Origin of the sequence: Stenotrophomonas africana, from assembly GCF_013004645.1 — a bacterium.
Lineage (GTDB): Bacteria > Pseudomonadota > Gammaproteobacteria > Xanthomonadales > Xanthomonadaceae > Stenotrophomonas > Stenotrophomonas africana.
The window spans coordinates 162533-185239 of record NZ_JABEME010000004.1 but is presented as its reverse complement, the minus strand read 5'-3'; the positions used below and the strand labels follow the sequence as shown (position 1 = coordinate 185239).

The 22707-nt window shown below is 63.3% G+C and carries 20 protein-coding genes; 11 read left to right on the top strand and 9 right to left on the bottom strand.

Annotated features, from left to right (window positions below):
* Positions 1–23 precede the first annotated feature (23 nt).
* The 5 genes from HLA98_RS09485 to rfbB form a co-directional block, all read right to left on the bottom strand.
* Positions 24–1316 carry a hypothetical protein gene (locus HLA98_RS09485; RefSeq protein ID WP_129550586.1) on the bottom strand — a complete coding sequence of 431 codons (1293 nt, stop codon included), beginning with the start codon at positions 1314–1316 and terminating at the stop codon, positions 24–26.
* A 195-nt stretch (positions 1317–1511) separates the two neighbouring features.
* Positions 1512–2417, bottom strand: a complete 906-nt coding sequence (gene rfbD, locus HLA98_RS09480) for a dTDP-4-dehydrorhamnose reductase (protein WP_057500377.1) — start codon at positions 2415–2417, stop codon at positions 1512–1514.
* A complete protein-coding gene (rfbC, locus tag HLA98_RS09475; protein ID WP_004141806.1) occupies positions 2414–2971 on the bottom strand; it encodes a dTDP-4-dehydrorhamnose 3,5-epimerase in 558 nt (185 codons plus the stop codon). The genes rfbD and rfbC overlap by 4 nt, the downstream gene beginning before the upstream one ends.
* Positions 2968–3855 (bottom strand): glucose-1-phosphate thymidylyltransferase RfbA, encoded by an 888-nt coding sequence (gene rfbA, locus HLA98_RS09470; protein WP_057500378.1) that lies wholly within the window; start codon positions 3853–3855, stop codon positions 2968–2970. The genes rfbC and rfbA overlap by 4 nt, the downstream gene beginning before the upstream one ends.
* 16 nt (positions 3856–3871) lie before the next feature.
* Positions 3872–4927, bottom strand: coding sequence for a dTDP-glucose 4,6-dehydratase (gene rfbB, locus HLA98_RS09465; RefSeq protein ID WP_019660969.1), 1056 nt, complete (start codon positions 4925–4927; stop codon positions 3872–3874).
* Between the two features lie 286 nt (positions 4928–5213).
* On the opposite strand from rfbB, the gene HLA98_RS09460 reads away from it, so the two are divergent.
* The 10 genes from HLA98_RS09460 to HLA98_RS09415 all read left to right on the top strand — a co-directional run bounded on the left by HLA98_RS09460 (position 5214) and on the right by HLA98_RS09415 (position 14896).
* Positions 5214–5960 (top strand): electron transfer flavoprotein subunit beta/FixA family protein, encoded by a 747-nt coding sequence (locus HLA98_RS09460; protein ID WP_057500379.1) that lies wholly within the window; start codon positions 5214–5216, stop codon positions 5958–5960.
* Positions 5960–6898 (top strand): electron transfer flavoprotein subunit alpha/FixB family protein, encoded by a 939-nt coding sequence (locus tag HLA98_RS09455; protein WP_057500380.1) that lies wholly within the window; start codon positions 5960–5962, stop codon positions 6896–6898. The genes HLA98_RS09460 and HLA98_RS09455 overlap by 1 nt, the downstream gene beginning before the upstream one ends.
* Positions 6898–7884 (top strand): lysylphosphatidylglycerol synthase transmembrane domain-containing protein, encoded by a 987-nt coding sequence (locus HLA98_RS09450; RefSeq protein WP_057500381.1) that lies wholly within the window; start codon positions 6898–6900, stop codon positions 7882–7884. The genes HLA98_RS09455 and HLA98_RS09450 overlap by 1 nt, the downstream gene beginning before the upstream one ends.
* A 117-nt stretch (positions 7885–8001) precedes the next feature.
* Positions 8002–9417: a UbiA family prenyltransferase gene (locus HLA98_RS09445; protein WP_057500382.1), complete on the top strand. Its 1416-nt coding sequence runs from the start codon at positions 8002–8004 to the stop codon at positions 9415–9417.
* Positions 9414–10727 carry an FAD-binding oxidoreductase gene (locus tag HLA98_RS09440; RefSeq protein ID WP_057500383.1) on the top strand — a complete coding sequence of 438 codons (1314 nt, stop codon included), beginning with the start codon at positions 9414–9416 and terminating at the stop codon, positions 10725–10727. The genes HLA98_RS09445 and HLA98_RS09440 overlap by 4 nt, the downstream gene beginning before the upstream one ends.
* 2 nt (positions 10728–10729) lie before the next feature.
* Complete coding sequence (locus HLA98_RS09435; protein ID WP_057500384.1) at positions 10730–11461, top strand: SDR family oxidoreductase; 732 nt, start codon at positions 10730–10732, stop codon at positions 11459–11461.
* A 1-nt stretch (position 11462) separates the two neighbouring features.
* The gene (locus HLA98_RS09430) at positions 11463–12407 is read left to right on the top strand and encodes an NAD-dependent epimerase/dehydratase family protein (RefSeq protein ID WP_057500385.1); all 945 of its coding nucleotides are present in this window, start codon (positions 11463–11465) and stop codon (positions 12405–12407) included.
* A 28-nt stretch (positions 12408–12435) separates the two neighbouring features.
* The gene (locus HLA98_RS09425) at positions 12436–13743 is read left to right on the top strand and encodes an NAD(P)/FAD-dependent oxidoreductase (protein WP_057500386.1); all 1308 of its coding nucleotides are present in this window, start codon (positions 12436–12438) and stop codon (positions 13741–13743) included.
* Between the two features lie 2 nt (positions 13744–13745).
* Positions 13746–14144, top strand: coding sequence for a GtrA family protein (locus HLA98_RS09420; RefSeq protein WP_057500387.1), 399 nt, complete (start codon positions 13746–13748; stop codon positions 14142–14144).
* The gene (locus HLA98_RS09415) at positions 14141–14896 is read left to right on the top strand and encodes an SGNH/GDSL hydrolase family protein (RefSeq protein WP_080392875.1); all 756 of its coding nucleotides are present in this window, start codon (positions 14141–14143) and stop codon (positions 14894–14896) included. Before HLA98_RS09420 ends, HLA98_RS09415 begins: the two co-directional genes overlap by 4 nt.
* 21 nt (positions 14897–14917) lie before the next feature.
* On the opposite strand, the gene HLA98_RS09410 is transcribed toward HLA98_RS09415, so the two are convergent.
* The gene (locus HLA98_RS09410) at positions 14918–17251 is read right to left on the bottom strand and encodes a hypothetical protein (protein WP_057500389.1); all 2334 of its coding nucleotides are present in this window, start codon (positions 17249–17251) and stop codon (positions 14918–14920) included.
* Positions 17252–17549: 298 nt separating this feature from the next.
* On the opposite strand from HLA98_RS09410, the gene HLA98_RS09405 reads away from it, so the two are divergent.
* Positions 17550–18749: an acyltransferase family protein gene (locus tag HLA98_RS09405; protein ID WP_057500390.1), complete on the top strand. Its 1200-nt coding sequence runs from the start codon at positions 17550–17552 to the stop codon at positions 18747–18749.
* 40 nt (positions 18750–18789) lie between these two features.
* On the opposite strand, the gene HLA98_RS09400 is transcribed toward HLA98_RS09405, so the two are convergent.
* The 3 genes from HLA98_RS09400 to HLA98_RS09390 are packed head-to-tail and all read right to left on the bottom strand — an operon-like array spanning position 18790 to position 22672.
* Positions 18790–19641, bottom strand: a complete 852-nt coding sequence (locus HLA98_RS09400; RefSeq protein WP_232015481.1) for a class I SAM-dependent methyltransferase — start codon at positions 19639–19641, stop codon at positions 18790–18792.
* A gap of 23 nt (positions 19642–19664) precedes the next feature.
* On the bottom strand, positions 19665–21428 hold the full coding sequence (locus HLA98_RS09395; RefSeq protein ID WP_249341888.1) for a rhamnan synthesis F family protein: 1764 nt from the start codon (positions 21426–21428) through the stop codon (positions 19665–19667).
* A complete protein-coding gene (locus HLA98_RS09390; protein WP_057500402.1) occupies positions 21362–22672 on the bottom strand; it encodes a glycosyltransferase WbsX family protein in 1311 nt (436 codons plus the stop codon). The genes HLA98_RS09395 and HLA98_RS09390 overlap by 67 nt, the downstream gene beginning before the upstream one ends.
* Positions 22673–22707: the final 35 nt, after the last annotated feature.

Genomic DNA, 22707 nt, shown 5'->3' with positions numbered 1-22707 from the left:
CATCGACGGCCCGCCGGCCCTGCTCATCGGTCGCCGGATACCGACGGATCGACTTTCACCGGCAGAATCGCGCGCAGCTTCGGATCATCCAGCTGGGCCTTCAGCTTCGCCGCATCCGGGTACGGCAGCTCGAACTCGCCGACGTCCAGCGCAGCCGGATCGCCGGTGACCAGATAACGCACCGCATTGGCCTGCTGTACCCGGCAGTCCGCAGCGAACTCACGGATCTTGCGGACGTCCTTGCCCACCTGGCTCAGCGGCGCCACCACCACCAGCAGCGTGAACAGGACCACTGCGGTACGCGCTGCGTGGCGCATCCGCGACGCGGGCAGCAGGTTCCAGAGCTGCAGTGCAAACCACGCATTGGCGAACAGCCCAGGTACGAACAGTTCGGTGTAGCGCGATGCAGGAACACGCATCTCATGGCCGCGACCGTAGGCAATCGCCACGCCCTGCAGCGCTGTCCAGATGCACAGGCCAGCCATCACCAGATCGGTCCTGCTCGCCTGCCTGCGCAGCAGCATGCGCGCGATCATCACCACACCGGGCAACCATACGATGATGACCGCCCAGTTCGAGCGTGCCGGCCACGCCAGGGTATGCGTTGCCGCCAGCAACAGCTCCGCCAGCGACTGTGCACGTAGCATGCCGTGACCATCGATGACGGGAATCGAGCGATAGGCAACGATCGCCAACACCGCCAGTACCGCCGTCGCACAGATTGCCGGAGTGCGCTGGCCAGGCAGGCACAGGCAGGCGATCACGCAGGTGATGCCGACCGCGACGGCCGTCAGCATGCCCGAGGCCATGGTGGTGGCGGCCAGAACGCTCAGCGCGATGGCCGCCAGCAGCGCAGGAATGCTCTGATGATGGCGCGCAGCCAGTCCAACGGCGGCAATGCTGGACAGAATGAGGAAGTAGAACTGGCTCTGGAACCCGACCAGGAAGTTCTGCCAGGCAAACGGCAGGACCGACATCAGCAGTGCAAAGGCGACCAGCAGCCGGCGTCCGTTGGCCGCTGCGGCGTCCCGCAGCGCGTACCAGACCAGCAGCGCGGGAATGAAGCAGAACACCAGCGCGCTGATGCGTGCTTCGTAGACGTTGTTCCACTGTCCGGTCAGCAGATAGGACAGCAGTGCCACCAGACGGGTCGGCAGGATGCGATGCTCGTTATGCGGCGTCAGCAACGTGCTCCACTGCAGCGTCCCGTTCAACCAGGGCTGCAGTGCAGTGGCGCCTTCTCCGTCCCACTGGTCCCAGAAGGGCATCGGCGTGCTGAAGAACTGCACGTAGAGCAGGCGCACCAACAGCGCCATCACTGCTACACCGGCGGCCACAGCCAGTGGGGACCATCCATTCCTTGCGGCGGGCGCAGTGCACGCTCTGCTCATGAATTCCTTCTCGTCGACGATGAATGCGCCGCGCGATGGTGGAGCCATTTGCAGGAGCTGTCAAAGAAAAAGGCGCGTCGCGAACCCTGTTCACGGACACGCCCCTTTGCCTGCGCTACCTCAGCCGCGGGCCGCAGCGACCTCGCCGATCACGCGCGACAGGCCGTCTTGCCACGTCGGCAGCACGATGCCGAAATCCTGCTGCAACCGACGGTTGTCCAGCACCGACCAGGCCGGGCGCTTGGCGGGCGTCGGATACTCTGAGCTGGGAATCGCCTCGACGGCGGGCACCTTCGTCAACACGCCCGTCGCCAGCGCCTCGGCAAAAATCGCCTCGGCAAAGCCATGCCAGCTGGTCTGGCCACTGGCGGTCAGGTGCCAGGTGCCCGACAACTGGCCCGGATGCTGCAGTGCCTGCGCGGTGACATCGGCGATCAGCGCCGCCGGCGTCGGCGTACCCACCTGGTCAGCTACCACACGCAACTGCTCCCGCTCGGCGCCGACACGCAGCATGGTGCGGAGGAAATTCGCACCATGCGAGGCATACACCCATGCCGTGCGGAAGATCAGGTGGCGTCCTGCCGCCGCCCGTACGGCGTCCTCACCATCACGCTTGCTGATGCCGTAGACACCCAGCGGCGCGGTCGGTTCGTCCTCACGGTACGGGGCGGTGCCCTGTCCATCGAACACATAATCGGTGGAGTAATGCACGAACGGCACGCCATGCGCCGCACACCAGCGTGCGATCACGCCCGGCGCCTGCGCGTTGGCCGCAAAGGCGGCGTCGACCTCCTGTTCGGCACGGTCGACGGCGGTGTAGGCGGCCGCATTGACCACGATTGACGGCTGCAGCCGGTCAAGCAGGGCCGGTAAGCTGTCCGGCTGGCCGAAATCGGCGGTTTCGCAGGCGCTGCCATCGGGCAGGACGCCGCTGCGGGTGGTCGCGACCACCTTGCCCAGCGGCGCCAGCGCGCGCAGCAGCTCCTGGCCGACCTGGCCGTTGCCGCCGAATACCAGAACCGTCATGGCACGTAGACCGGCAGGCGGTCTTCAGCGATGTCCTTCAGGAAGGGGGCGTTCTCGTCCTTGGCCGACAGCGTCGGTGCACTGACCGGCCAGTCCACGGCGATGTCTGCATCGTTCCAGCGCACGCCGGCATCGAAGTCCTTGAGGTAGACCTCAGTACACAGGTAGCTGAACACCGCGCGTTCGGACAGCACAGCAAAGCCGTGGGCGAAGCCCTCCGGAATCCAGAACTGCTTCTTGTTCTCCGCGCTCAGCACCACCGCTTCCCACTGGCCGAAGGTCGGCGAACCGCGACGGATGTCGACGGCCACGTCATAGACCTCGCCTTCCAGCACGCTGACCAGCTTGCCCTGCGGCCGCGGCCACTGGTAGTGCAGGCCGCGCAGCACGCCCTGCGCCGAGGTGGAAACATTGCTCTGCACAAAGCGATCCGGCAGGCCCAGCGCAGCGAAGCGCTCGGCGTTCCAGGTTTCGAAGAAGTAACCACGGGCATCGCCGAACACGGCCGGCTCGATCACCACACAGCCGGGCAACTTGGTTTCAATCACTTTCACGGAACGACTCCACGCAGGGCGAGCTTGTGCAGGTACTGGCCGTAGCCATTCTTGATCAGCGGTGCAGCCAGTGCTTCCAGCTGCTCGGCGGTGATCCATCCCTTGCCAAACGCGATTTCTTCCGGGCAGCAGACCTGCAGGCCCTGACGGGTCTGGATGGTCTCGATGAAGTTGGATGCCTCCAGCAGCGACTGGTGGGTGCCGGTATCGAGCCAGGCGTAGCCACGGCCGAGCGCCTCCAGATGCAGGTGGCCTTCACGCAGGTAGCGCTGGTTCAGATCGGTGATCTCCAGCTCGCCACGCGGCGACGGCTTGAGCTCAGCCGCATAGTCACTGGCATTGCCGTCGTAGAAGTACAGGCCGGTGACCGCGTAGTTCGATCGCGGATTCTCCGGTTTCTCGACCAGGTCGATGACCTTGCCGTCCTTGTCGAACTCGGCCACGCCGTAGCGTTCCGGGTCATTGACCCAGTAACCGAACACGGTCGCGCCCTGCTCGCGCTGGTCAGCGTTGCGCAGCACTTCGCGCAGGCCATGGCCATGGAAGATGTTGTCACCCAGCACCAGGCAGCTCGGCTTGCCGGCGACGAAATCACGACCGATCAGGTAGGCCTGGGCCAGGCCATCGGGGCTGGGCTGCACGGCGTACTGGATGTCCATGCCCCACTGCGAGCCGTCGCCGAGCAGCTGCTGGAACAGCGCCTGCTCGTGCGGCGTGTTGATGATCAGCACTTCACGGATGCCCGCCAGCATCAGCACGCTGAGCGGGTAGTAGATCATGGGTTTGTCATACACCGGCAGCAGCTGTTTGCTGACGCCCTTGGTGATCGGATACAGCCGGGTGCCGGAGCCGCCGGCGAGGATGATGCCCTTGCGCTGGGTCATGAGGTCTCCTGGGTTTTCAGGCCGCGGTGCCGATGCGCTGCAGACGGTAGCTGCCGTCGAGCACGCCGTTGACCCATTCCTGGTTGTCCAGGTACCAGTCAACGGTGAAGGTGATGCCCTGCTCGAAGGTGTAGGCCGGTTCCCAGCCCAGGTCGTTCTTCAGCTTGGAGGCATCGATCGCGTAACGGCGGTCATGGCCCGGGCGGTCGGTGACGTAGGTGATCTGGCTGCTGCGCGGCTGGCCGTCCGCGCGCGGGCGGCGTTGGTCCAGCAGTGCGCAGATGGCCTGCACCACTTCGATGTTCTGCTTTTCCGAATTGCCGCCGACGTTGTAGGTCTCGCCGACCTGGCCCTTGGCCAGCACGGTGCGGATCGCTTCGCAGTGGTCGGACACGAACAGCCAGTCGCGCACCTGCTTGCCATCGCCGTACACCGGCAGCGGCTCGCCGGCCAGCGCCTTGGCGATCACCAGCGGGATCAGCTTCTCGGGGAAATGATACGGGCCGTAGTTGTTGGAGCAGTTGGTGGTCAGCACCGGCAGCCCGTAGGTGTGGTGGAAGGCACGGACCAGATGGTCCGAAGCGGCCTTCGACGCCGAATATGGGGAATTCGGAGCATACGGCGTGGTTTCGCTGAACTTGCCGGTCTCACCCAGGGTGCCGTACACCTCGTCGGTGGACACGTGCAGGAAGCGGAAGGCCGCGCCCTGTTCGGCCGGCAGCGCCTTCCAGTAGTCGCGCACCGCTTCCAGCAGGCCCAGGGTGCCCACCACGTTGGTCTGGATGAACGCTCCCGGGCCGTCGATGGAGCGATCCACGTGGCTCTCGGCGGCAAAGTTGAGCACGGCGTCCGGCCGGTGCTCGGCCAGCAGGCGGGTGACGAGCGCCTGGTCGCCGATGTCCCCTTGCACGAACACATGATTCGGGTTGCCGTCCAGGCTGGACAGGGTCTTCAGGTTGCCGGCGTAGGTCAGCGCATCGAGGTTGATGACCTTGACGCCGCGCGCGACGGCCTCGAGAACGAAGTTACCGCCAATGAATCCGGCGCCGCCGGTGACAAGCCATGTGGGCACTACCTGTTCTCCTGATCGAAATTCATCCAAGGAGCGCCCATGAGCGCCCCGACACAGCGGCACAGGATACATGCCGATGGCCTTCACGACTGCCTGCGTGACGTGAACGGAACACCGGAACGGGCATGTTTTTGCCGCGCCGCAGCATAACCATACGCATTCGCATGGTGCCTTCAAGCCGGCTAGAATCGGGATCCCACCCCCGAACCGGTTGCTGTTCCAGAACCGGGCGTTCTCCGCAACTGTGAGCCGGCCGGTGGCCGGCACTACAAGGATCGAGCAGCAGATGAAAATCCTCGTCGCGTACAAGCGCGTGGTGGACTACAACGTCCGCATTCAGGTCAAGCCGGACGGTTCCGGCGTGGTCACCGACGGCGTCAAGCTGTCGCCCAACCCTTTCGATGAAATCGCGCTGGAAGAAGCCCTGCGCCTGCGCGACAAGGGCATCGCCAGCGAAGTGGTGGTCGCCACCATCGCCCCGGCCGATGCCCAGGCGCACCTGCGCAACGGCCTTGCCATGGGCGCCAACCGTGCCATCCACGTCGTCACCGACCAGGCCATCCAGCCGCTGACCGCGTCGCGCACCCTGCTCAAGCTGATCGAGAAGGAACAGCCGGATCTGGTGATCCTCGGCAAGCAGGCCATTGACGACGACGCCAACCAGACCGGCCAGATGCTGGCCACGCTGTGGGGCCGCCCGCAGGCGACCTTTGCCAGCAAGCTCGAGATTGCCGACGGCAAGGCCACGGTGACCCGTGAAGTCGACGCCGGCCTGGAAACGCTGGAAGTGGACCTGCCGGCGGTGGTCACCACCGACCTGCGCCTGAACGAACCGCGCTTCATCAAGCTGCCGGACATCATGAAGGCCAAGGCCAAGCCGCTGGAAACCCTGCAGCTGGCCGATCTCGGTGTTGACGCCGCCGACACCTTCAAGACCACCCACTACGCCGCGCCGTCCAAGCGCAGCAAGGGCGTGATGGTCAAGGACGCGGCCGAACTGGTTGCCGCACTCAAGCAGAAGGGGCTGCTGTAATGAGCAAGATTCTCGTCATCGCCGAGCACCACGACGGCAAGCTCAACGCCGCCACCGCCAAGACCATCAGTGCCGCCGCCGCCATCAGCGGTGCCAGCATCGATGTGGTGGTGCTGGCCGCCGACCCGGCCGGCGTTGCCGCCGAAGCCGCGAAGATCGCCGGCGTCGCCAAGGTCCTGACCGTTGCCAACGCCGCCAACGCGCAGGCCATCGCCCAGGTACTGGCACCGCAGATCGCGCAGCTGGCCAAGGGCTACACCCATGTGTTCGGCCCGTCGACCACCTTCGGCAAGGACCTCATGCCGTGCGTGGCGGCCCTGCTCGGCGTCAACCAGGTCTCCGACCTGATGACCGTCGAAGGCAGCCACACCTTCAAGCGCCCGATCTACGCCGGCAACGCGATCATCACTGTGGAAGCCCCGGCCGACCAGATCGTGGTCGCCACTGTGCGCGCGGCCTCCTGGCCGGAAGCCGCCCAGGGCGGCAGCGCCGCCATTGAAGCGGCGAGCGTCGACGCCGCGCTGCCGACCCACACCCGCTTCGTCGGCCTGGCCGCCGGTGCCAGCGACCGCCCGGATCTGCAGAGCGCCAAGCGCGTGGTCTCTGGCGGCCGCGGCGTCGGCTCGGAAGAGAACTTCAAGGTGATCTTCCAGCTGGCCGACAAACTCGGTGCCGCTGTCGGTGCCTCGCGCGCCGCCGTCGATGCCGGCTACGTGCCCAGCGACCTGCAGGTTGGCCAGACCGGCAAGATCATCGCGCCGGAACTGTACGTGGCCGTCGGCATCAGTGGTGCCATCCAGCACCTGACCGGCATCAAGGATGCCGGCACGATTGTCGCAATCAACAAGGACGGTGATGCGCCGATCTTTGAAATTGCCGATATCGGCCTGGTGGGGGATCTGTTTGCGATCCTGCCGGAGCTGGAAAAGGCGCTGTAATGTCCGGCTGCACGTCCCCGGCGCCGGTGAAGCCGGTTCGCCGGGGACGCGCAGGATTGTGGGTCGCTGCCACGGCAGCGGCCTACCTGGCGGTCCTCTGGTACATCGACCGCGACCGCAACATCCTTTCGCAGCTGGCGGACCATGCCAGCACACTGGCCCTGTGCAGCGCGCTGGTGCTGGCCAGCTACGTGTTCCGCTATCAGCGATGGCGCGCGGTGCTCGCCGCGCAGCGCCTACGCCCGCAGAGCTGGGCCCGGGGCGCGCTGGCCTACCTCGCGGGCTTTGCCTTCACCGCCTCTCCCGGCAAGGCCGGCGAGCTGCTGCGCATCCGCTATTTCGGCTGGCAGGGCATTCCGGCCAGCGCCACCCTGGCCACCTTCATCTTCGAGCGCTCGCTGGACCTGCTGGTCATCACCGTGCTGGCGATCGGTGCGGCGCACCTGATTCCGGCGTTCGGCGTGCTCGCCACCCTCATTCTTGGCGTGTTGCTGGTGCTGGCTCTGTTGGGCTGCTGGCTACCGCTGGCGCGTGCTGCGCATCGGTTCATCGAGCACCTGCCGGGTACACAACTGCGCCGCCTCGGTCATTTCCTGGTAAGCGGTGCCAGCGCACTGGGTCCGTTGCTGCGTGCGCGCTTGCTGTTGCCCGCCAGCCTGCAGGGCGCCGCTGCCTGGCTGCTGACCGCAGCGGCCTTTGACCTGCTGTGCCAAGCCCTGGGTATTGCCCTGCCGTGGCCACTGGCGCTGGGAATATACCCGCTGGCCATGCTGGTCGGGGCGCTCTCGTTCGTACCCGGTGGAGTGGGTACCACCGAGGCCGCCATCGTGCTGATGCTGGCCGCCACCGGCGTTCCCACGGAGATCGCCCTGACCGTGGCCATCGGCATCCGGCTGGTCAGCCTCTGGCTGGCAGTGTTGGTAGGCATGCTGGCCATGCTCGCGCTTGAGCTGAGGGCCGGGCCCGTGGGCCAACCAGGTGAGTGAGGACGCGCAACGCTGCGTGCCCCTGGCGCTTCCCTTATCATTCAGGCCGAACCGAACTGTGCAGAAAGGGAAGTACATGCAGCATCACGCCATTCTCTGCCAAGAGGCACGTCCGCAGTGACCACGCCACGCGCCCTCTGCGTCGACCTCGACGGCACCCTGCTTCGCTCGGACATCCTGTACGAATCGCTGTTGGCGCTGCTGGCCCACAACCCGCTCTACCTGTTCCTGGTTCCGTTCTGGTTGCTGCGTGGCAAGGCCTACGTGAAGCGCCAGCTGGCCTCGCGCGTGCAGCTGCCGGCACAGACCCTGCCCTATGACGAGCGTGTGCTGGAGATCCTGCGCACCACCACGCAGCGGCCGCGCGTGCTGTGCACCGCCTCGGACCGCCTGCTGGTGCAGCCCATCGCCGACCACCTGGGCCTGTTCGAGGAAGTCATGGCCAGCGATGGCCACACCAACCTGTCCGGTAGCAACAAGGGCCATGCGCTGGCCGAACGCTTCGGTGAGCGCGGCTTCGACTACATGGGCAACGGCCAGGTCGACCTGAAGGTGTGGGCGCATGCCGGTGGTGCGATCGTGGTCAACAACGGTGCGGGGCTCGTCCGCGCGGCGTCCAGGCAGACCGAGGTGCTGGCCCACCTGCCGTCGCAGAACGGTGGCCTGCTGACCTGGGTCAAGGCGCTGCGCGTCTACCAGTGGCTGAAGAACCTGCTGGTGCTGGTACCGCTGCTGACCGCGCACCGCTTCCTCGACCCGGCCTCGGTCATCGACGCCGGCGTGGCTTTCCTGGCCTTCGGCCTGTGCGCGTCCGGCGTGTACCTGCTCAACGACCTGCTGGACCTGACCCCGGACCGCATGCATCCGCGCAAGCGCCGGCGTCCCTTCGCCGCCGGAACGCTGCCGCTGCTGCATGGGCTGTTGCTGGCCCCCCTGATCACGCTGGCGGGCTTTGCGCTGGCCTTCGTGTGCAGTGCCGAGTTCGCGCTGGTACTGCTCTGCTACTACGTGATGACCTTGAGCTACTCGCTGAAGCTCAAGCGCATCGTGATGATCGATGTGGTGATGCTGGCCGCGCTGTACACCGTGCGCATCATCGGTGGCGCGGTGGCGATCGGCTCGGAACTCTCGTTCTGGCTGCTGGCCTTCTCGATGTTCGTGTTCCTCAGCCTGGCCATGCTCAAGCGCTATACCGAACTGGCGTCGGCACTGGCCAATGGGAAGGAAATGGCCATCGGCCGTGGCTACTCCGTGGCCGATCTGCCGCTGGTACAGTCGCTGGGCGCGGCGGCCGGCTATATCGGCGTCCTGGTGTTTGCGCTCTACATCAACAGTCCCGAGAGCCTTGAGCTCTACAGCAACCCCAAACTGCTGTGGCTGCTGTGTCCGATCCTGCTGTACTGGATCAGCCGGATGTGGATCGTCTCTCATCGCGGTGACATGCATGACGATCCGATCGTTTTCGCGGCGATGGACCGCGGCAGCCAGATCGTCATCGCGCTGTGCGTGCTGATCGTACTGATCGCCATATGAGTGCAGCGCCCGGCCAGTCCTGGGGACGATATCCGCGGGTTGAACAGCGGGTCGTTCCGGTGCTCGACCGTGCGGCCCTGCTGCCGCTGCCGCCGGAAGGCGACATGGTGCTGCCCCACGGCAATGGCCGCAGTTACGGCGACAGTTGCCTAAATCCCGGCGCCACGCTGCTGGCCAGCCGAGGCCTGGATCGCTTCATCGAGTTCGATCCTGACACCGGCATCGTGCGCTGCGAGGCCGGGGTTACTCTGGCCGCTATCCTGGATATCGCGCTGCCACGCGGCTGGTTCCTGCCGGTCACCCCGGGTACCCGCTATGCCACGGTGGGCGGTGCGATCGCCAACGATGTGCACGGCAAGAACCACCACCGCGCAGGCACCTTCGGGCACCACGTGCGCTGCCTGGAACTGCTGCGCAGTGATGGTCTGCGCCAGCAGCTCAGCCCGGCCGACGACAGCGGCGTGTTCGCCGCCACGGTGGGCGGGTTGGGCCTCACCGGCTTCATCACCTGGGCCGAATTGCAGTTGCGGCGTGTTCCTGGCCCGTGGATCGAGACTGAATCGATCCGCTTCGACAATCTCGATGAATTCTTCAGTCTGTCGCGGGAATCGGCTGACGCTTTCGAGTACACCGTGGCCTGGATCGACTGTCTGGCCAGTGGCAAGCACCTGGGACGCGGGCATTTCCTGCGCGGCGACCATGCACCGGGCAACCCGCAGGCAGCCACGCCCAGCTCGGCCCCGCGCCGCAGCATGCCGATGGTACCGCCGGTGTCGCTGGTCAACCGGCTGACCCTGCGACCGTTCAACACGCTCTACTACTGGCGGCAGCCGGCGCGACGCGCCCGCCATGTCTCGCACTACCAGAGCTACTTCTACCCGCTGGACGGCATCAACCACTGGAACCGCATGTATGGTCCGCGCGGCTTTCTGCAACACCAGTGCGTGCTGCCGCCAGAGACGGCCCGCGACGCGACTGCGGCCCTGCTGGCCGAGATCGCCCGCAGCGGCCGCGGCTCGTTCCTGGCCGTGCTGAAGGAATTCGGCCGCCGTCCCTCGCCGGGCATGCTGTCTTTTCCCCGCCCAGGCACGACGTTGGCACTGGACTTCCCCAATGACGGCCCGGAGCTGCTGAAGATGCTCGACCGCCTTGACCGCATCGTCAGCGAGGCTGGCGGCGCCGTCTATCCGGCCAAGGATGCGCGCATGTCCGGCGCGCTGTTCCGCCAGGCCTACCCGGCCTGGGAGGCCTTCTCCCGCTACATCGACCCCCGATTCTCATCCGGCTTCTGGCGCCGGGTGATGGAGTAAGCATGCAGAAGATCCTGATCATCGGCGCCACCTCGGCGATTGCAGAAGCCGTCGCCCGCCTGTATGCCGCCCGCGCGGCTGCGATCTATCTGGTGGGTCGCAACGCCGGCCGATTGGACACCATCGCCGCCGATCTGCGGGTGCGCGGCGCACAGCGCGCCGAGTACGGCGTGCTCGACGTCAACGATGTGGCCGCCCACGGTGCACTGCTTGATGCAGCCTGGAACACGCTGGGTGGTATCGACACCGTTCTCATTGCCCACGGCACCCTGCCCGACCAGGCTGCCTGCGATGCCTCGGTGGACCTGTCGCTGCGCGAGTTCGCCACCAACGGCACCTCCACCATCGCGTTGTCCGCGGCGCTTGCGCAGCGCCTGCAGACCGGCGCCACCCTGGCGGTCATTTCCTCAGTGGCCGGCGACCGTGGCCGCGCCAGCAACTACCTTTACGGCAGCGCCAAGGCTGCGGTCACCGCCTACCTGAGCGGCCTCGGCCAGCGCCTGCGTCCGGCCGGCGTCAACGTGCTGGTGATCAAGCCGGGCTTTGTCGACACCCCCATGACCGCCGCCTTCAAGAAGGGCGCCCTGTGGGCGACCCCGGACAAGGTCGCCGCCGGTATCCTCAAGACCATCGGCAAGCGCAAGGCCGTGGCGTATCTGCCCGGCTTCTGGTGGGCGATCATGATGATCATCAAGAACATTCCCGAGTTCGTTTTCCGCAGGATCAAGCTCTGACATGGCAGACAAGAACGACAAGATCGTCCTGACCGGCGCTGCAGGCCTGGTGGGGCAGAACCTCATCGTCGAGATGAAGCAGCAGGGCTATACCCGGTTGGTGGCGATCGACAAGCACGCCCACAACCTGGAGATCCTGCGCGGCCTGCACCCCGACGTAGAGACGATCCTGGCCGACCTTGCGGAGCCTGGCGACTGGGCGCAGGCCTTCGAAGGCGCGCGCCTTGTCGTGCAGCTGCACGCACAGATCACCGGCAAGACCACCGACCTGTTCGTGCGCAACAACCTGACCGCAACCGGCCACGTACTGGCTGCGTGCAAGGCCGCTGGCGTGCCGTACATGGTGCACATCAGCTCCTCGGTGGTGAACTCCGTCGCCAAGGACGACTACACCAACACCAAGCGCGAGCAGGAACAGATGGTGGTGGCCAGTGGCCAGCGCCACTGCGTGCTTCGCCCCACCCTGATGTTCGGCTGGTTCGATCCCAAGCACCTGGGCTGGCTGTCGCGCTTCATGGCGCGCACGCCGGTGTTCCCGATTCCGGGCGATGGTCGCTTCATGCGCCAGCCGCTGTACGAGCGCGACTTCTGCCGCTGCATCGCCAAGTGCATCGAGACCGAACCGGATGGCCAGGTGTTCGACATCGTGGGCGATACCCGCGTGGACTACGTTGACATCATCCGCACCATCAAGCGGGTCAAGAAGCTGCACACACTGATCGTGCACATCCCAATCGGCTTCTTTGCGTTCCTGCTGAAGGTCTACAGCCTGTTCAGCAGCAAGCCGCCCTTTACCGCCGATCAGCTCAAGGCACTCAGTGCCGGTGACGACTTCAAGGGTGTCGATACCGAGGCGGTGTTCGGCGTGAAGCAGACCCCGTTCGAAGCCGCCATCCGCGAAAGCTATACCGACCCGCGCTACAGCCATATCGTGCTGCAGCGCTGATCCGACAGAACAGACGAAGACTTCCCTCATGTCCAATTTCGCCATCATCGGCAGCGGTCCCATGGGCCTCATGGCAGCGCTGGAGCTGCTCAAGCAGGGCCACCAGGTCGACATCTACGAACGCGATGACCGCATCGGCGGCATGTCCGCGGATTTCGACTTCGACGGCCTGCGTATCGAGCGCTATTACCACTTCATCTGCAAGACAGACTACCCGTTGTTCAAGTTGCTCGACGAGATGAAGTTGTCTGATCGCCTGCATTGGACAGACACCAAGATGGGCTATTACTACGAAGGCAAGCTGCACAAGTGGGGCACGCCGTTCGCGCTGCTCGGCTTCCCGCATCTGGGTCTTGTCGACAAGGTGCGTTACGCCCTGCATGTGATGCACACCAAGGGCATCCAGGACTGGACCGCCCTGGACAAGGAGAATGCCCGCGACTGGATCACCCGCTGGATCGGCCCGAAGGCCTATAAGGTCATGTGGGAGAAAGCGTTCGCCCTGAAGTTCTTCGAATACCAGAACGACCTGTCGGCATCGTGGATCGGCACCCGCATCAAACGCGTGGCGCTGTCGCGGCGCAACCTGTTCAACGAGAGCATGGGCTATCTGGAGGGCGGATCGGCGGTGCTGCTTGAAAAGATGGCCGCGGAGGTACAACGCCGTGGCGGTCGAATCCTGCTGTCACAGCCGATCGAGGAAGTGACGGCGGTCGATGGCAAGGTCACCGGCATCCGCACCGCCAGCGCACACCAGGCGTATGACGCGGTTGTTTCGACCGCACCCATCCAATACGTGCCGAAGATGGTACCGGCACTGCCGAAGGCCTTCGCCGAGCAGGTCGATGCCATCGAGAACATCCCGGTGGCCTGCGTGATCCTGAAGCTGTCGCAGCCGGTCAGCGAGAACTTCTGGATGAACATCAGTGATGACCGCATCACCATCCCGGGCCTGATCGAGTACAGCAACCTCAATCCGGGCAAGGGTCCGGGCGAGCACATCGTGTACGCGCCGTACTACATGCCCAAGACCCACCCGAAGTGGCAGTGGAGCAACCAGCAGCTGATCGACGAAGTGATCAGCTACCTGCCGATGATCAATCCGGCGTTCAAGCCAGAATGGATCAAGGCCACGCACTGCCACCGCTATGAGTACGCGCAGACCATCTGCCCGCCGGGGTTCCAGGACATGCTGCCGCCGATGAAGACGCCGCTGCAGGGCTTCTACATGGCCGACACCGCGTACTACTACCCGGAAGACCGCTCGATCAACGAGAGCATTGCGGTGGGGCAGACGCTGGCCGAGCTTGCCTCCCGAACCCTGGTCAAGCAGTGAAGATGCCTGCCCTGTCTCGGCAGTTCATCCTGTTCCTGGTTGCAGGCGGCCTCGCGGCTGCCGTCAACTTCGGCTCACGTATTGTCATCAGCCAGTGGTTGCACTACGTGCCTGCCATTGTGATCGCCTATTGCCTGGGCATGATCACCGCATTCACGCTGAACAAGTTGTTCGTGTTCGGCCAAGCCAGCAACCGGCTGCATCACCAGGTGCTCTGGTTCGTCGTGATCAATCTGGCGGCAGTCGCGCAGACCGTGGCGATCAGTCTTCTGCTCGCCCGCTGGTTGCTGCCAGCACTGGGCGTGGATTTCCACAACGAAACGATTGCCCATGCCATCGGCGTCGCTGTTCCCGTAATCACCAGCTACATCGGTCACAAACGATTCTCTTTCCGCTCATGACTGCCACCTCCGCATGTTCTGCCTGGCTGGCCCTGATCGCAGCAGTATTCGCCGCACAACCGACCCATGCGGCAACGACGTCTGCCCCCGCAGAGGATCAGCGCTGCATCTCGAGGCTTGTAGCGGACCTCGACAGAACATGGCCGGACAACGCTACGATCAACATTGTTGCATTTGGTCACAGCGTTCCCGCAGGCTACGCCGCCACGCCCGTGGTAGATAAGCGTAATGCCTATCCCCGACTGCTGGAGGACGCTCTGCTGGATCGTCATCCGCACGCAGTGCTGAATGTGATTACGTCGGCGGTAGGGGGTGAGAACTCAGACCAGGGTAGTGCGCGCTTCAGCCGGGATGTGCTCGATCATCATCCCCGGATGGTCCTGATTGATTTCGGACTGAATGATCGGAGTCTTTCCTTGGCGAAATCAATGTCCAACCTAGAGGGCATGATATCCGAGGCCCGTGAGGCGGACATCTGCCCCGTGCTGCTCACGCCCACCTGGGACATGGCATCGAATCCTTCCGACCCGGCCGACGCTCTTGCCACCCAAGGCGAAATGATCCGCCAGCTTGGTGAACGCACTCACACCCCCGTCGTCGACAGCCTGGCTGCATTTGCGGCGTTCCGAGGCGATCGGGGGCAACTGATGGCGCAGTCGAATCACCCCAATCGCAAAGGCCACGAACTGGTGCTTCAACAGCTGCTTCGGTTGTTCCAGCCTCATCAGAATGTGCCTGCACACGCAGACTGATCGTCGCCCGGCGCTGATCCTTCACGAGGAAGGTATCTTTGCCTGCAACCTGCGCAACGTGATCGTCGCACCCGCACATTGCACGTCGCCCTGCGGACCGCTCTGCAGCACGTGGATCTGAGCCTCCTCAGGCAGTCGACTGCCATCAATTGTCACCTCATACCCGGCATGTTCGAGGCCAGGCTGTTGGAAGTGTGCGCTGACGTCCGGACGAGGCACCTGGGAGGTCGCGACGCGGTAAGACACCGTGTCGCCACTTGTGATCAGCAGGAAGGTTCCATCGTTTGTCTTGCCTTGACGCCCATCCAGCGCAGCCCAGCCACGAATCGTGAACAGGCGCTTGGGCAAATCCATGCTTGCGCTGACAGGCTGTTGATCGGCTTCATCGATGTTGCAGTCCCCGGATACAGGGTAGGAGGACAGCGGCTGGGCCGCCTGCCAATCAGGTACCAGGATCCGGTCAGCTTCAACCGACAGGGGAACGTCAAGGCGGGAGAATGCAACGCGGTAGTCCAACTTCCACAGGAGGCTGGTCCCGCGGTCGCCAGCAACACCGAACGAAACCACCCGCTTCGCGTCCAGCAGCTGGTGCATGTAGCTGGAACGGAGAGCAATGAAGTCCTTTGCATCGGAGACCGTTGGTGAGAGCAGGAAGCCGGTCTGCGCCATGCCTGCGATCATTCGATAATCGGCGGTACTACCATCTTCGTAGCGCACCTTCATCGACAGCTTGGGGGCTTTGTAGAACGTTGAAAACAGCTTGCCCAGCAGAGTGGGTTGAATATCCAGCGTCACCCATACCGGCTCCTGCCACGCTGCCACAGCAACGTCTTTCCCGAGGACGGCATTGACTTCGGACAACCTGACGGGCTGAAGCACCTCATTAGCCTCATCCCGCCGTTCGAGGACCGCGTACCCCCCTTCGAGCGCCTTGGGCGTGAAAGCAGCCAACAAGGACAGCCAGCTCGCGCCGTCTTCCAGCGCCGGGTAGCGATGATCGATGGGATCGGCGTTGAAGTACACGCGAGCAGGGGGGGCCTGCTGCAAGTGCTTGGCGTTCGCCCGCAACAAGGCAGGTGTGTAGACCGAATAACTCTGCAGTACGGGACGTGGCTTCCAGGTCGCACCAGAGCCAATCAGTGCCGCAAGGTCGACGGGATAGACATCGGCCTCCCCGACATAACCGGCGAAAGGCGCGCGCTGGCCGAATCCGGCGGTGATCGCCGCATACTGCGTGGACAACACGTCAGGCTGGGTCAGGCGTTGCCAGGTCCCCAAAAGCGGTTTGCGCACCATCTCGGCAAATCGGGCAACACTGCTGTCCCAGCCGACGCGGGCGTAGGTGTGGGTGATGCCGGCCCATGCGAGCATCGCCACCACGAACGCCGTCGCCCCCCAGCGCCCCCGTCGCGTCAGTACGATCAGAAATCCAACATATGCAAGAGCGACAGCGGCGACGAATGCATGCTCATCGTGCCGGACGAAGCCAGACTTGAACGCAACGAACAGATAGGCCGCGACCATCACTGGTGCATACCAGTATTCCCGCACCGGGCGCTGCACGGACAGGAACATCAGCACAGGCGCCGCCAGCAGATAGAAGACAATGTCGCGCAGGCTTCCGCTTACCGACATCGCATCGGTATAGCCCGAGACAATGGGCGCCTGGGCGATGAAGTAGCCCGGCAGGTCCAACAGACGCTGTCCGCTCGCCAACCACGCAGTCAGCAGGGAAATCCCGGCAACGGCAATGATCAAAAGAACGGAACGTCGCTGGACGCGCCAGCACATGATCACACTGACCAGCACCGCCAGGCCAAGCAGCAAGCCAAAGTTCCCTTTGACCAGTGGCAGGATAGCCGAAGCTGACGCCAGCAGGCACAGGGCGGCGGTGTACGCACGCCCGCGTTGCAATCCCCGGTGCAACACGAATGGGATCAGCACCGGGACCAGCATGAACACCGCATCACGCCCCCAGGCCAAACTGATGACGACTGGCAGGATCAGCAGAAACACACGCTTGCGTGCGGAGGCAACCGCAAAGAAGCCGGCGAACAGCGCGACGGCGATGAGCGCGGACCCCAACAGCATCATCCAGTCGGTGGCAGGGCTGTAGACACGCGTGTAGATCGAGGCCAGCGGCCCAAAAGTGAACACGATGTCCTTGCCAAAGCGAAGATGCTCGGCCGTGGCAATATTCATCGCGTAACTCCAGGACCCATCCAAACCCGGGAAGGGCATGGCGGGAGCCAACGGCGTGATCATCAGCACGGTCAGGACACAGGCAATGACAGACGCCAGTCTTCCCCAGGCTGATGCCTTGTCCTCGGTGTTGGGCACGTTGTATTCCGGCATGCTGTTTCCTGTTTCGGTAGGTGGGCGGGATGAAGATGCCGATCCAGCACGTGGCCGCAGCACCCATTGACACTGCCGGTTCGCTGTAGACAATCATCCATTCAGGGTCGGCCAGGCTGCCGTACGTATCCCGGCGGCGGCGATCTGATACGCCATGAAGCTTGAGCGCCCATTGTAGTCCAGCGATTTAGCGCAAGGCAGATCGAGTTCCCGCAAACCTGCCAACCGCTTGCCAACTTCATATCCGCCTTTGCCAGGCAGCCCTGCAACCCCGCCTGCTGGACCAAGAGCCTCTTTGATGCGATCGCTCAACTCCCCAGTCACACAGGACAATACCTCGAATCCAGGCAGGCCCACGTCCATACGGCGGGGTGAAAGGCTGCATTTCCTCGACGCCCTGCGAGGCATCGCCGCGACCTACGTGGTGCTGTTCCATCTGGTCTACGTGGGAGGCGTGGCAGCTCCATCCTGGTTGTCCGGATTCGTCGCCCAGGGCGGGACCGGCGTCATGCTGTTCTTCGTCGTAAGCTGTTTCTCGCTCTTCTTCACCATGCCTGCGAGATTGAAAGAAGCGCGACCGATCGTGTCCTTCTTTACCCACCGCTTCTTCAGGATTGCCCCCCTGTTCTACGCGTGGCTCGTGGTCACCTGCATCCTGATGACGCAGGTGTATCACCTTCCGGTTACCCCTGCTGCGGTGTTGCAGAGCATATTCTTCGTGTTCAACCTGGTACCGGGAAACCAGAGCGGCTTGGTCATGGCCAGCTGGACCATTGGCGTGGAGATGCTCTTCTACGCCATTTTCCCGATCATCTATTTCCGCACGCGGAATGTCGTGGAGGCATGGTCGCTGCTGCTGGCTACCCTCCTTGCTTACTTCGCGATGATTTTCCTCCTGCCTCATCTCCCGCTTTCGCCGGAGACAGCGGCCAGCATCGAGCAATGGCTGTTCATCAAAGACCTGCCGATCTTCGCATTCGGTGCCGTGTGCTATTACATGCTCAGAGAACGCTTGGTCAATGAACCCGATGAGCAGGAGCGTTCACTGGGAATTCTTCTGCTGCTGGCTGCTGCGTGCATCTTTGTGGCGCGCAGCAACAGCTGGGTGGATGACAGAATATTTGCGGGTCATCCCTACATGTGGCCAGCGGTCTGGTATTCATTGCTGATCATCGGGTTGGCGCTCAATCCCATTCGCCTGCTGGTGAATCGACTCACGCGTTTCCTGGGCACGATCAGCTATTCGCTCTATCTTGCACATGGTCCGGTTATCAACACACTGCGCCCATGGTACGACCGGCTCAATCAGCATCATGACTGGCCAGCGACGCAGACCTACATGATCGCGGCTATCGGCACTCTGCTGGTGTCAATTGCCATTGCCTACGCCACGTACCGCCTGATCGAAGTTCCGTTCATCCGCTATGGGAAGGTGTTTTACTCGCGTTTCTTCGGTAACAGGCAGGACGCCGTAACATCACGGCAGATCGGCAGCTGATCGAATCCAGGCACTGGGCTGACCCGTGCCCGGACACCGTTCAGGCAGAAAGCGTGGCCCGCAACTTCCTCACTGCACGCTGTGCGAATGTCGCGGGTTTGCGGATGGTGAAAACACCTTGGGGAAGCTGTTCGGTCGCTTCGATGAATGAGATCGATTGCGCCATCCGGCCGATCTCGCGTTCGACGAACGCTGGCGGCATTGCTGCCCAGCCGTAGTTGGATGCTTCCAACACCTCAGCGTTGCCAGCTACGGCAGCGTACACATGCTCACCGGCAGCGTAGCGACGACGGGCGTCGGCCGGGTCAGCAAACATTCTGGCGTAGTCTTCCTCGTACTGATTGCGGTCGCTGAGCTTGTAGGAACAGGCCTCACACAATTCCAGGAAGCGGTCCGTAGTGGTGGTCAGCACGAGACTTCCCCCCGGCTTCAATACCCGCATCAGCTCAGCCAACCAGAGGCGTGCCGAGGCTTCAGACAGATGCGAGAACACCGAGAACGCGTAGATGACCTCGAATCGCCCATCCGGGTGCTGCAGTCGGCCGTTGGGCTGGATCTGGGAAAGATTGCCCAGTACGCCGGTTGAGCGCGCAACCTCGAGGATCTCGGGATCGACATCAACGCCATACAAGTGGGACGGATCGACGTCATTGAGAAAGAATCGCAGGATACGACCCCAGCCGACACCAAAGTCCAGCACCGGCGAGTTGCGACGCAGACGGTGACTGCCCGTCTTTACCAGCTGGTAGAAGTGAAATGCCTCCGCTAGAGCGGCCTCGTTGGATTTCCCGACGAATACCTCCTGCTGATAGGCCGGCGGGAAGCCCGGCAAACCCAGCGAAGGATCGTTAATGGAACGGACAATGCGTTCGTACCACAACCCGTCATCCATCTTGGGCTCCATCGATTCTGTAGTCAGGTAGGGAGTACAGATATACCCTGATTCACGTAATTTTCATGACACAGCGCAGCATGCGGCTGACGGGTGGTCGCCGCAAAGTAGCCCGCCTGCTCCACCCATAGCACGAAAAGCCGCTCGATCACGTGGGCCAGGGTGGCATCCAGCTGCCCAGCTTCCGGGTCGAACTCACTCAGGGCCAGCGCCCGCTCCCGCAGGGCATTCAGCGCCGCGGGGCGGAACCAGAACATCGTTCCCGCGAAGAAGCCCAGCCGGACACGTGCGTCCTCGATGCCGGTTTCTGCGGCCAGGCGACGCAGCCGTTCCTCATTTCCGCCCCAGAAGCGGGCATTGCTGACATAGGCGTGCTCGGGACCGACGATGCCGCAACTGGACTCATGCTTGAAGGCGTGCAGGATCTTCAGCACCGTGTGTGAAGAACCCAGCAGGGACTTCATCAACTCATCCCGCCACTGGCCACCGCCATCGTGGTACACGCTCTTCTTGGAGTGGATCTTGCAGACCGCGTCGTAGCGGTCGAGCAGGCCGGTATTGAGCAGGCTGACGAAGGGACCGACGTCGCGCCCGATGTTCGGATGCACGAAGACGAAGGCACGCACCTTCCGCTCTTCGAAAAAGCGCACAGCCACCCGACGATCAGCAACCGATTTCACGGACACGAACAGATCATGATCAACGATCATGTTCTTCATGTAGCCCTGGATCGATTCGATCAGGTCCAGATGATAGAGATGAAGCACGATGGCGAACCGCGACTTCAGCTTGTCAGCAGGAATGGCGCCGACACCATAGCGCTGCAGTTCTTCCTGTGAAATTCCGTCACTGGACTGGGCGAGCAGCGGCATTGCGTTGACACGCGTGGCCCGCATCCTGGCGACTTCCTCCTCGACCTGGCCCAGGCGCACCGGGTCGGCGATCAGGCTGGGCAGGCCAACGTCCTGCACGCCATTGGGATCATCGCGCAGCACTTCGGTCTTGATGAAACCAAACTGCCGGTAGATGTCATCCCACAGGTAGTGGACCAGGTTGGCCTGCTGGATCTCGAATGCCCCAGGGGCAGCCACACTGTCCGGAGCCGCATCGCGCTCGCGCTTGCGTTTCAGGCGTGCGACCAGCTTCTGCATACCCTCCGCGCCAGGCTGGAACGCCGAAGCAATGCGTACACCGTGATGCAACAGCCACTGGGTCAAGCCGATTTCGTAGGAAAGAATGATTTCCCACTTGTCATCGAGCACCCGTACATCGCGCCAGAACTGGTGGAAGTACTGACTGAAGAAAACGTCCTTGCGGAACACCATGAAATACGACTGCAGGTGGCGGCTGACCTGCTGCGACTCGGTCATCGACCACGCGCCACACTCCACCTCCGCCATCTTCGCGAAGGCACGATCCAGGCCCTGCGGATCAATCATCAGTACGCTGTCATTGGCGATGATCAGCTCGTCGTAGGCATACAACGCCTCCACGGCCAGTACACCGGTCCGGAACGAGTAGAAATCGTATCCGACGTTCTCGCGGACGATGACTGTGATGCGCTCATCCAGGCCTACCACCTGGTCAGGGGCCAGCCGGGTCGACACCAGCACGATGCGCTCCGCGTGCCGCAGCACGCCTTCGAGCAATCGACGCGTGAAGTCAGTCAACCGGCCTTCGGCGTCGAAGTGGGCAACAACTGCAACGCGACGGACGGAGCTCATGCGTGCCACGCGTGATAGACGCGCACCGCAAAGGAACGCAGGCGGGGGAAGGGCCGCAGGCAACGGCCAATGAACGCGCGCAGGCCAGGCTTGGGCACCGAAGAGATGCCCTGCGGATTGGTCCTGCGTACCTCGGCCGAGAGCAGAACCACATCGTTGACCAGGCGTTCGCGGTCATCCAGAAGCGCCTTCATGCGCTCGCCGCCGAGTGCGCGCAGCAATGCTTCATCCTTCATCAGCGCCTCATCACCGTCGGCTCCGTTCAGCGCCGCATGGGTCGCTTCCAGGTAGGCCAGGCCGTGCTTCAGGTCCGGCTCCAGGTGGCAGCCCTCGCCCCACTCGTTCCAGGCATTGATGAACAGAATCTGGTCTTCAGGCGCGTTGTTGACGCGGGTGTACTCGACCAGGCGGCGCAGCCAGTACTCGTAGATCGACGGCGAGGCGTCCACCAGCGTGTGCGAGGTGTGCTGGCGCCGCGCGGTATTGTCCCAGGACGGCACGATGCCACGGTACCAGCGGAAGTCGGGCTTGGGCCGGCTGATGGACTGGGCGACCACCTTGCGGTAATCGACGAGGCCACCACGGAACTCGGGGTTGGTGATGTCGATCGGTCGCGTCAGACGATTCTCCGCGCCGATGAAGGTATGCGGCGGGAACTCCGCGGCCGCGTCATAACCCCAGTCACGCGGATCCACAATGCCGTAGAACTGCACCGCCACGAGATGGATCTCGCCCACGCCATTCTCGCGGGCCACTTGGCGCCAGCGCGCAACGGTCTCCTTTGCGTCCGGGAACAGGTCGGCACGGTAGACCAGCAGCATGGGCTTGCCATCGACCTTGATCGCACGACGATCCTTCAGCAGCGGCAGGATGTCTTCCAGAAACCGGCGATCCTCATCGGCGCCGTGCTTCTGCTCGAGCAGCACATCCTTCTCGAGCCCGTCCCAGGTGCGGGTCCAGTTCTCGTTGGCCCAGCACACGCAGAACGGGAACTCGATGTCACTCTTCAGGTAGTTGTCCAGCGGCAGCTCGAGGATGCGGCGGCCGTCAAACCAGTAGTAGTAGAAGCAGAACCCGTGGATGCCATACAGCGAGGCCAGTTCGGCCTGTGCCCGCATGTTGTCGATCAGGCGCAGATCATAGAAACCCAGCTCGCGCGGGATGTGGGGCTGGTAATGGCCGACGAAGTTCGGCTTTCCCTTGGCGACGTTGGTCCACTCGGTAAAGCCAGGTCCCCACCACTCCGAATTCTCCGCGACGGGGTGGTACTGCGGCAGATAGAAGCAGATTGGCTTGACGGTAGACATGTTCATCCCTAGGAGGTGGTTCAACCCAATCTGCT

Coding starts and splice junctions, on each gene's coding strand:
- HLA98_RS09485 (WP_129550586.1), bottom strand. CDS start 1,316: ATGGCGCTGTTGGTGCGCCTGCTCTACGTGCAGTTCTTCAGCACGCCG.
- rfbD (WP_057500377.1), bottom strand. CDS start 2,417: ATGACGGTTCTGGTATTCGGCGGCAACGGCCAGGTCGGCCAGGAGCTG.
- rfbA (WP_057500378.1), bottom strand. CDS start 3,855: ATGACCCAGCGCAAGGGCATCATCCTCGCCGGCGGCTCCGGCACCCGG.
- HLA98_RS09460 (WP_057500379.1), top strand. CDS start 5,214: ATGAAAATCCTCGTCGCGTACAAGCGCGTGGTGGACTACAACGTCCGC.
- HLA98_RS09455 (WP_057500380.1), top strand. CDS start 5,960: ATGAGCAAGATTCTCGTCATCGCCGAGCACCACGACGGCAAGCTCAAC.
- HLA98_RS09450 (WP_057500381.1), top strand. CDS start 6,898: ATGTCCGGCTGCACGTCCCCGGCGCCGGTGAAGCCGGTTCGCCGGGGA.
- HLA98_RS09440 (WP_057500383.1), top strand. CDS start 9,414: ATGAGTGCAGCGCCCGGCCAGTCCTGGGGACGATATCCGCGGGTTGAA.
- HLA98_RS09435 (WP_057500384.1), top strand. CDS start 10,730: ATGCAGAAGATCCTGATCATCGGCGCCACCTCGGCGATTGCAGAAGCC.
- HLA98_RS09430 (WP_057500385.1), top strand. CDS start 11,463: ATGGCAGACAAGAACGACAAGATCGTCCTGACCGGCGCTGCAGGCCTG.
- HLA98_RS09425 (WP_057500386.1), top strand. CDS start 12,436: ATGTCCAATTTCGCCATCATCGGCAGCGGTCCCATGGGCCTCATGGCA.
- HLA98_RS09420 (WP_057500387.1), top strand. CDS start 13,746: ATGCCTGCCCTGTCTCGGCAGTTCATCCTGTTCCTGGTTGCAGGCGGC.
- HLA98_RS09415 (WP_080392875.1), top strand. CDS start 14,141: ATGACTGCCACCTCCGCATGTTCTGCCTGGCTGGCCCTGATCGCAGCA.
- HLA98_RS09410 (WP_057500389.1), bottom strand. CDS start 17,251: ATGCCGGAATACAACGTGCCCAACACCGAGGACAAGGCATCAGCCTGG.
- HLA98_RS09405 (WP_057500390.1), top strand. CDS start 17,550: ATGCGATCGCTCAACTCCCCAGTCACACAGGACAATACCTCGAATCCA.
- HLA98_RS09400 (WP_232015481.1), bottom strand. CDS start 19,641: ATGGATGACGGGTTGTGGTACGAACGCATTGTCCGTTCCATTAACGAT.
- HLA98_RS09390 (WP_057500402.1), bottom strand. CDS start 22,672: ATGTCTACCGTCAAGCCAATCTGCTTCTATCTGCCGCAGTACCACCCC.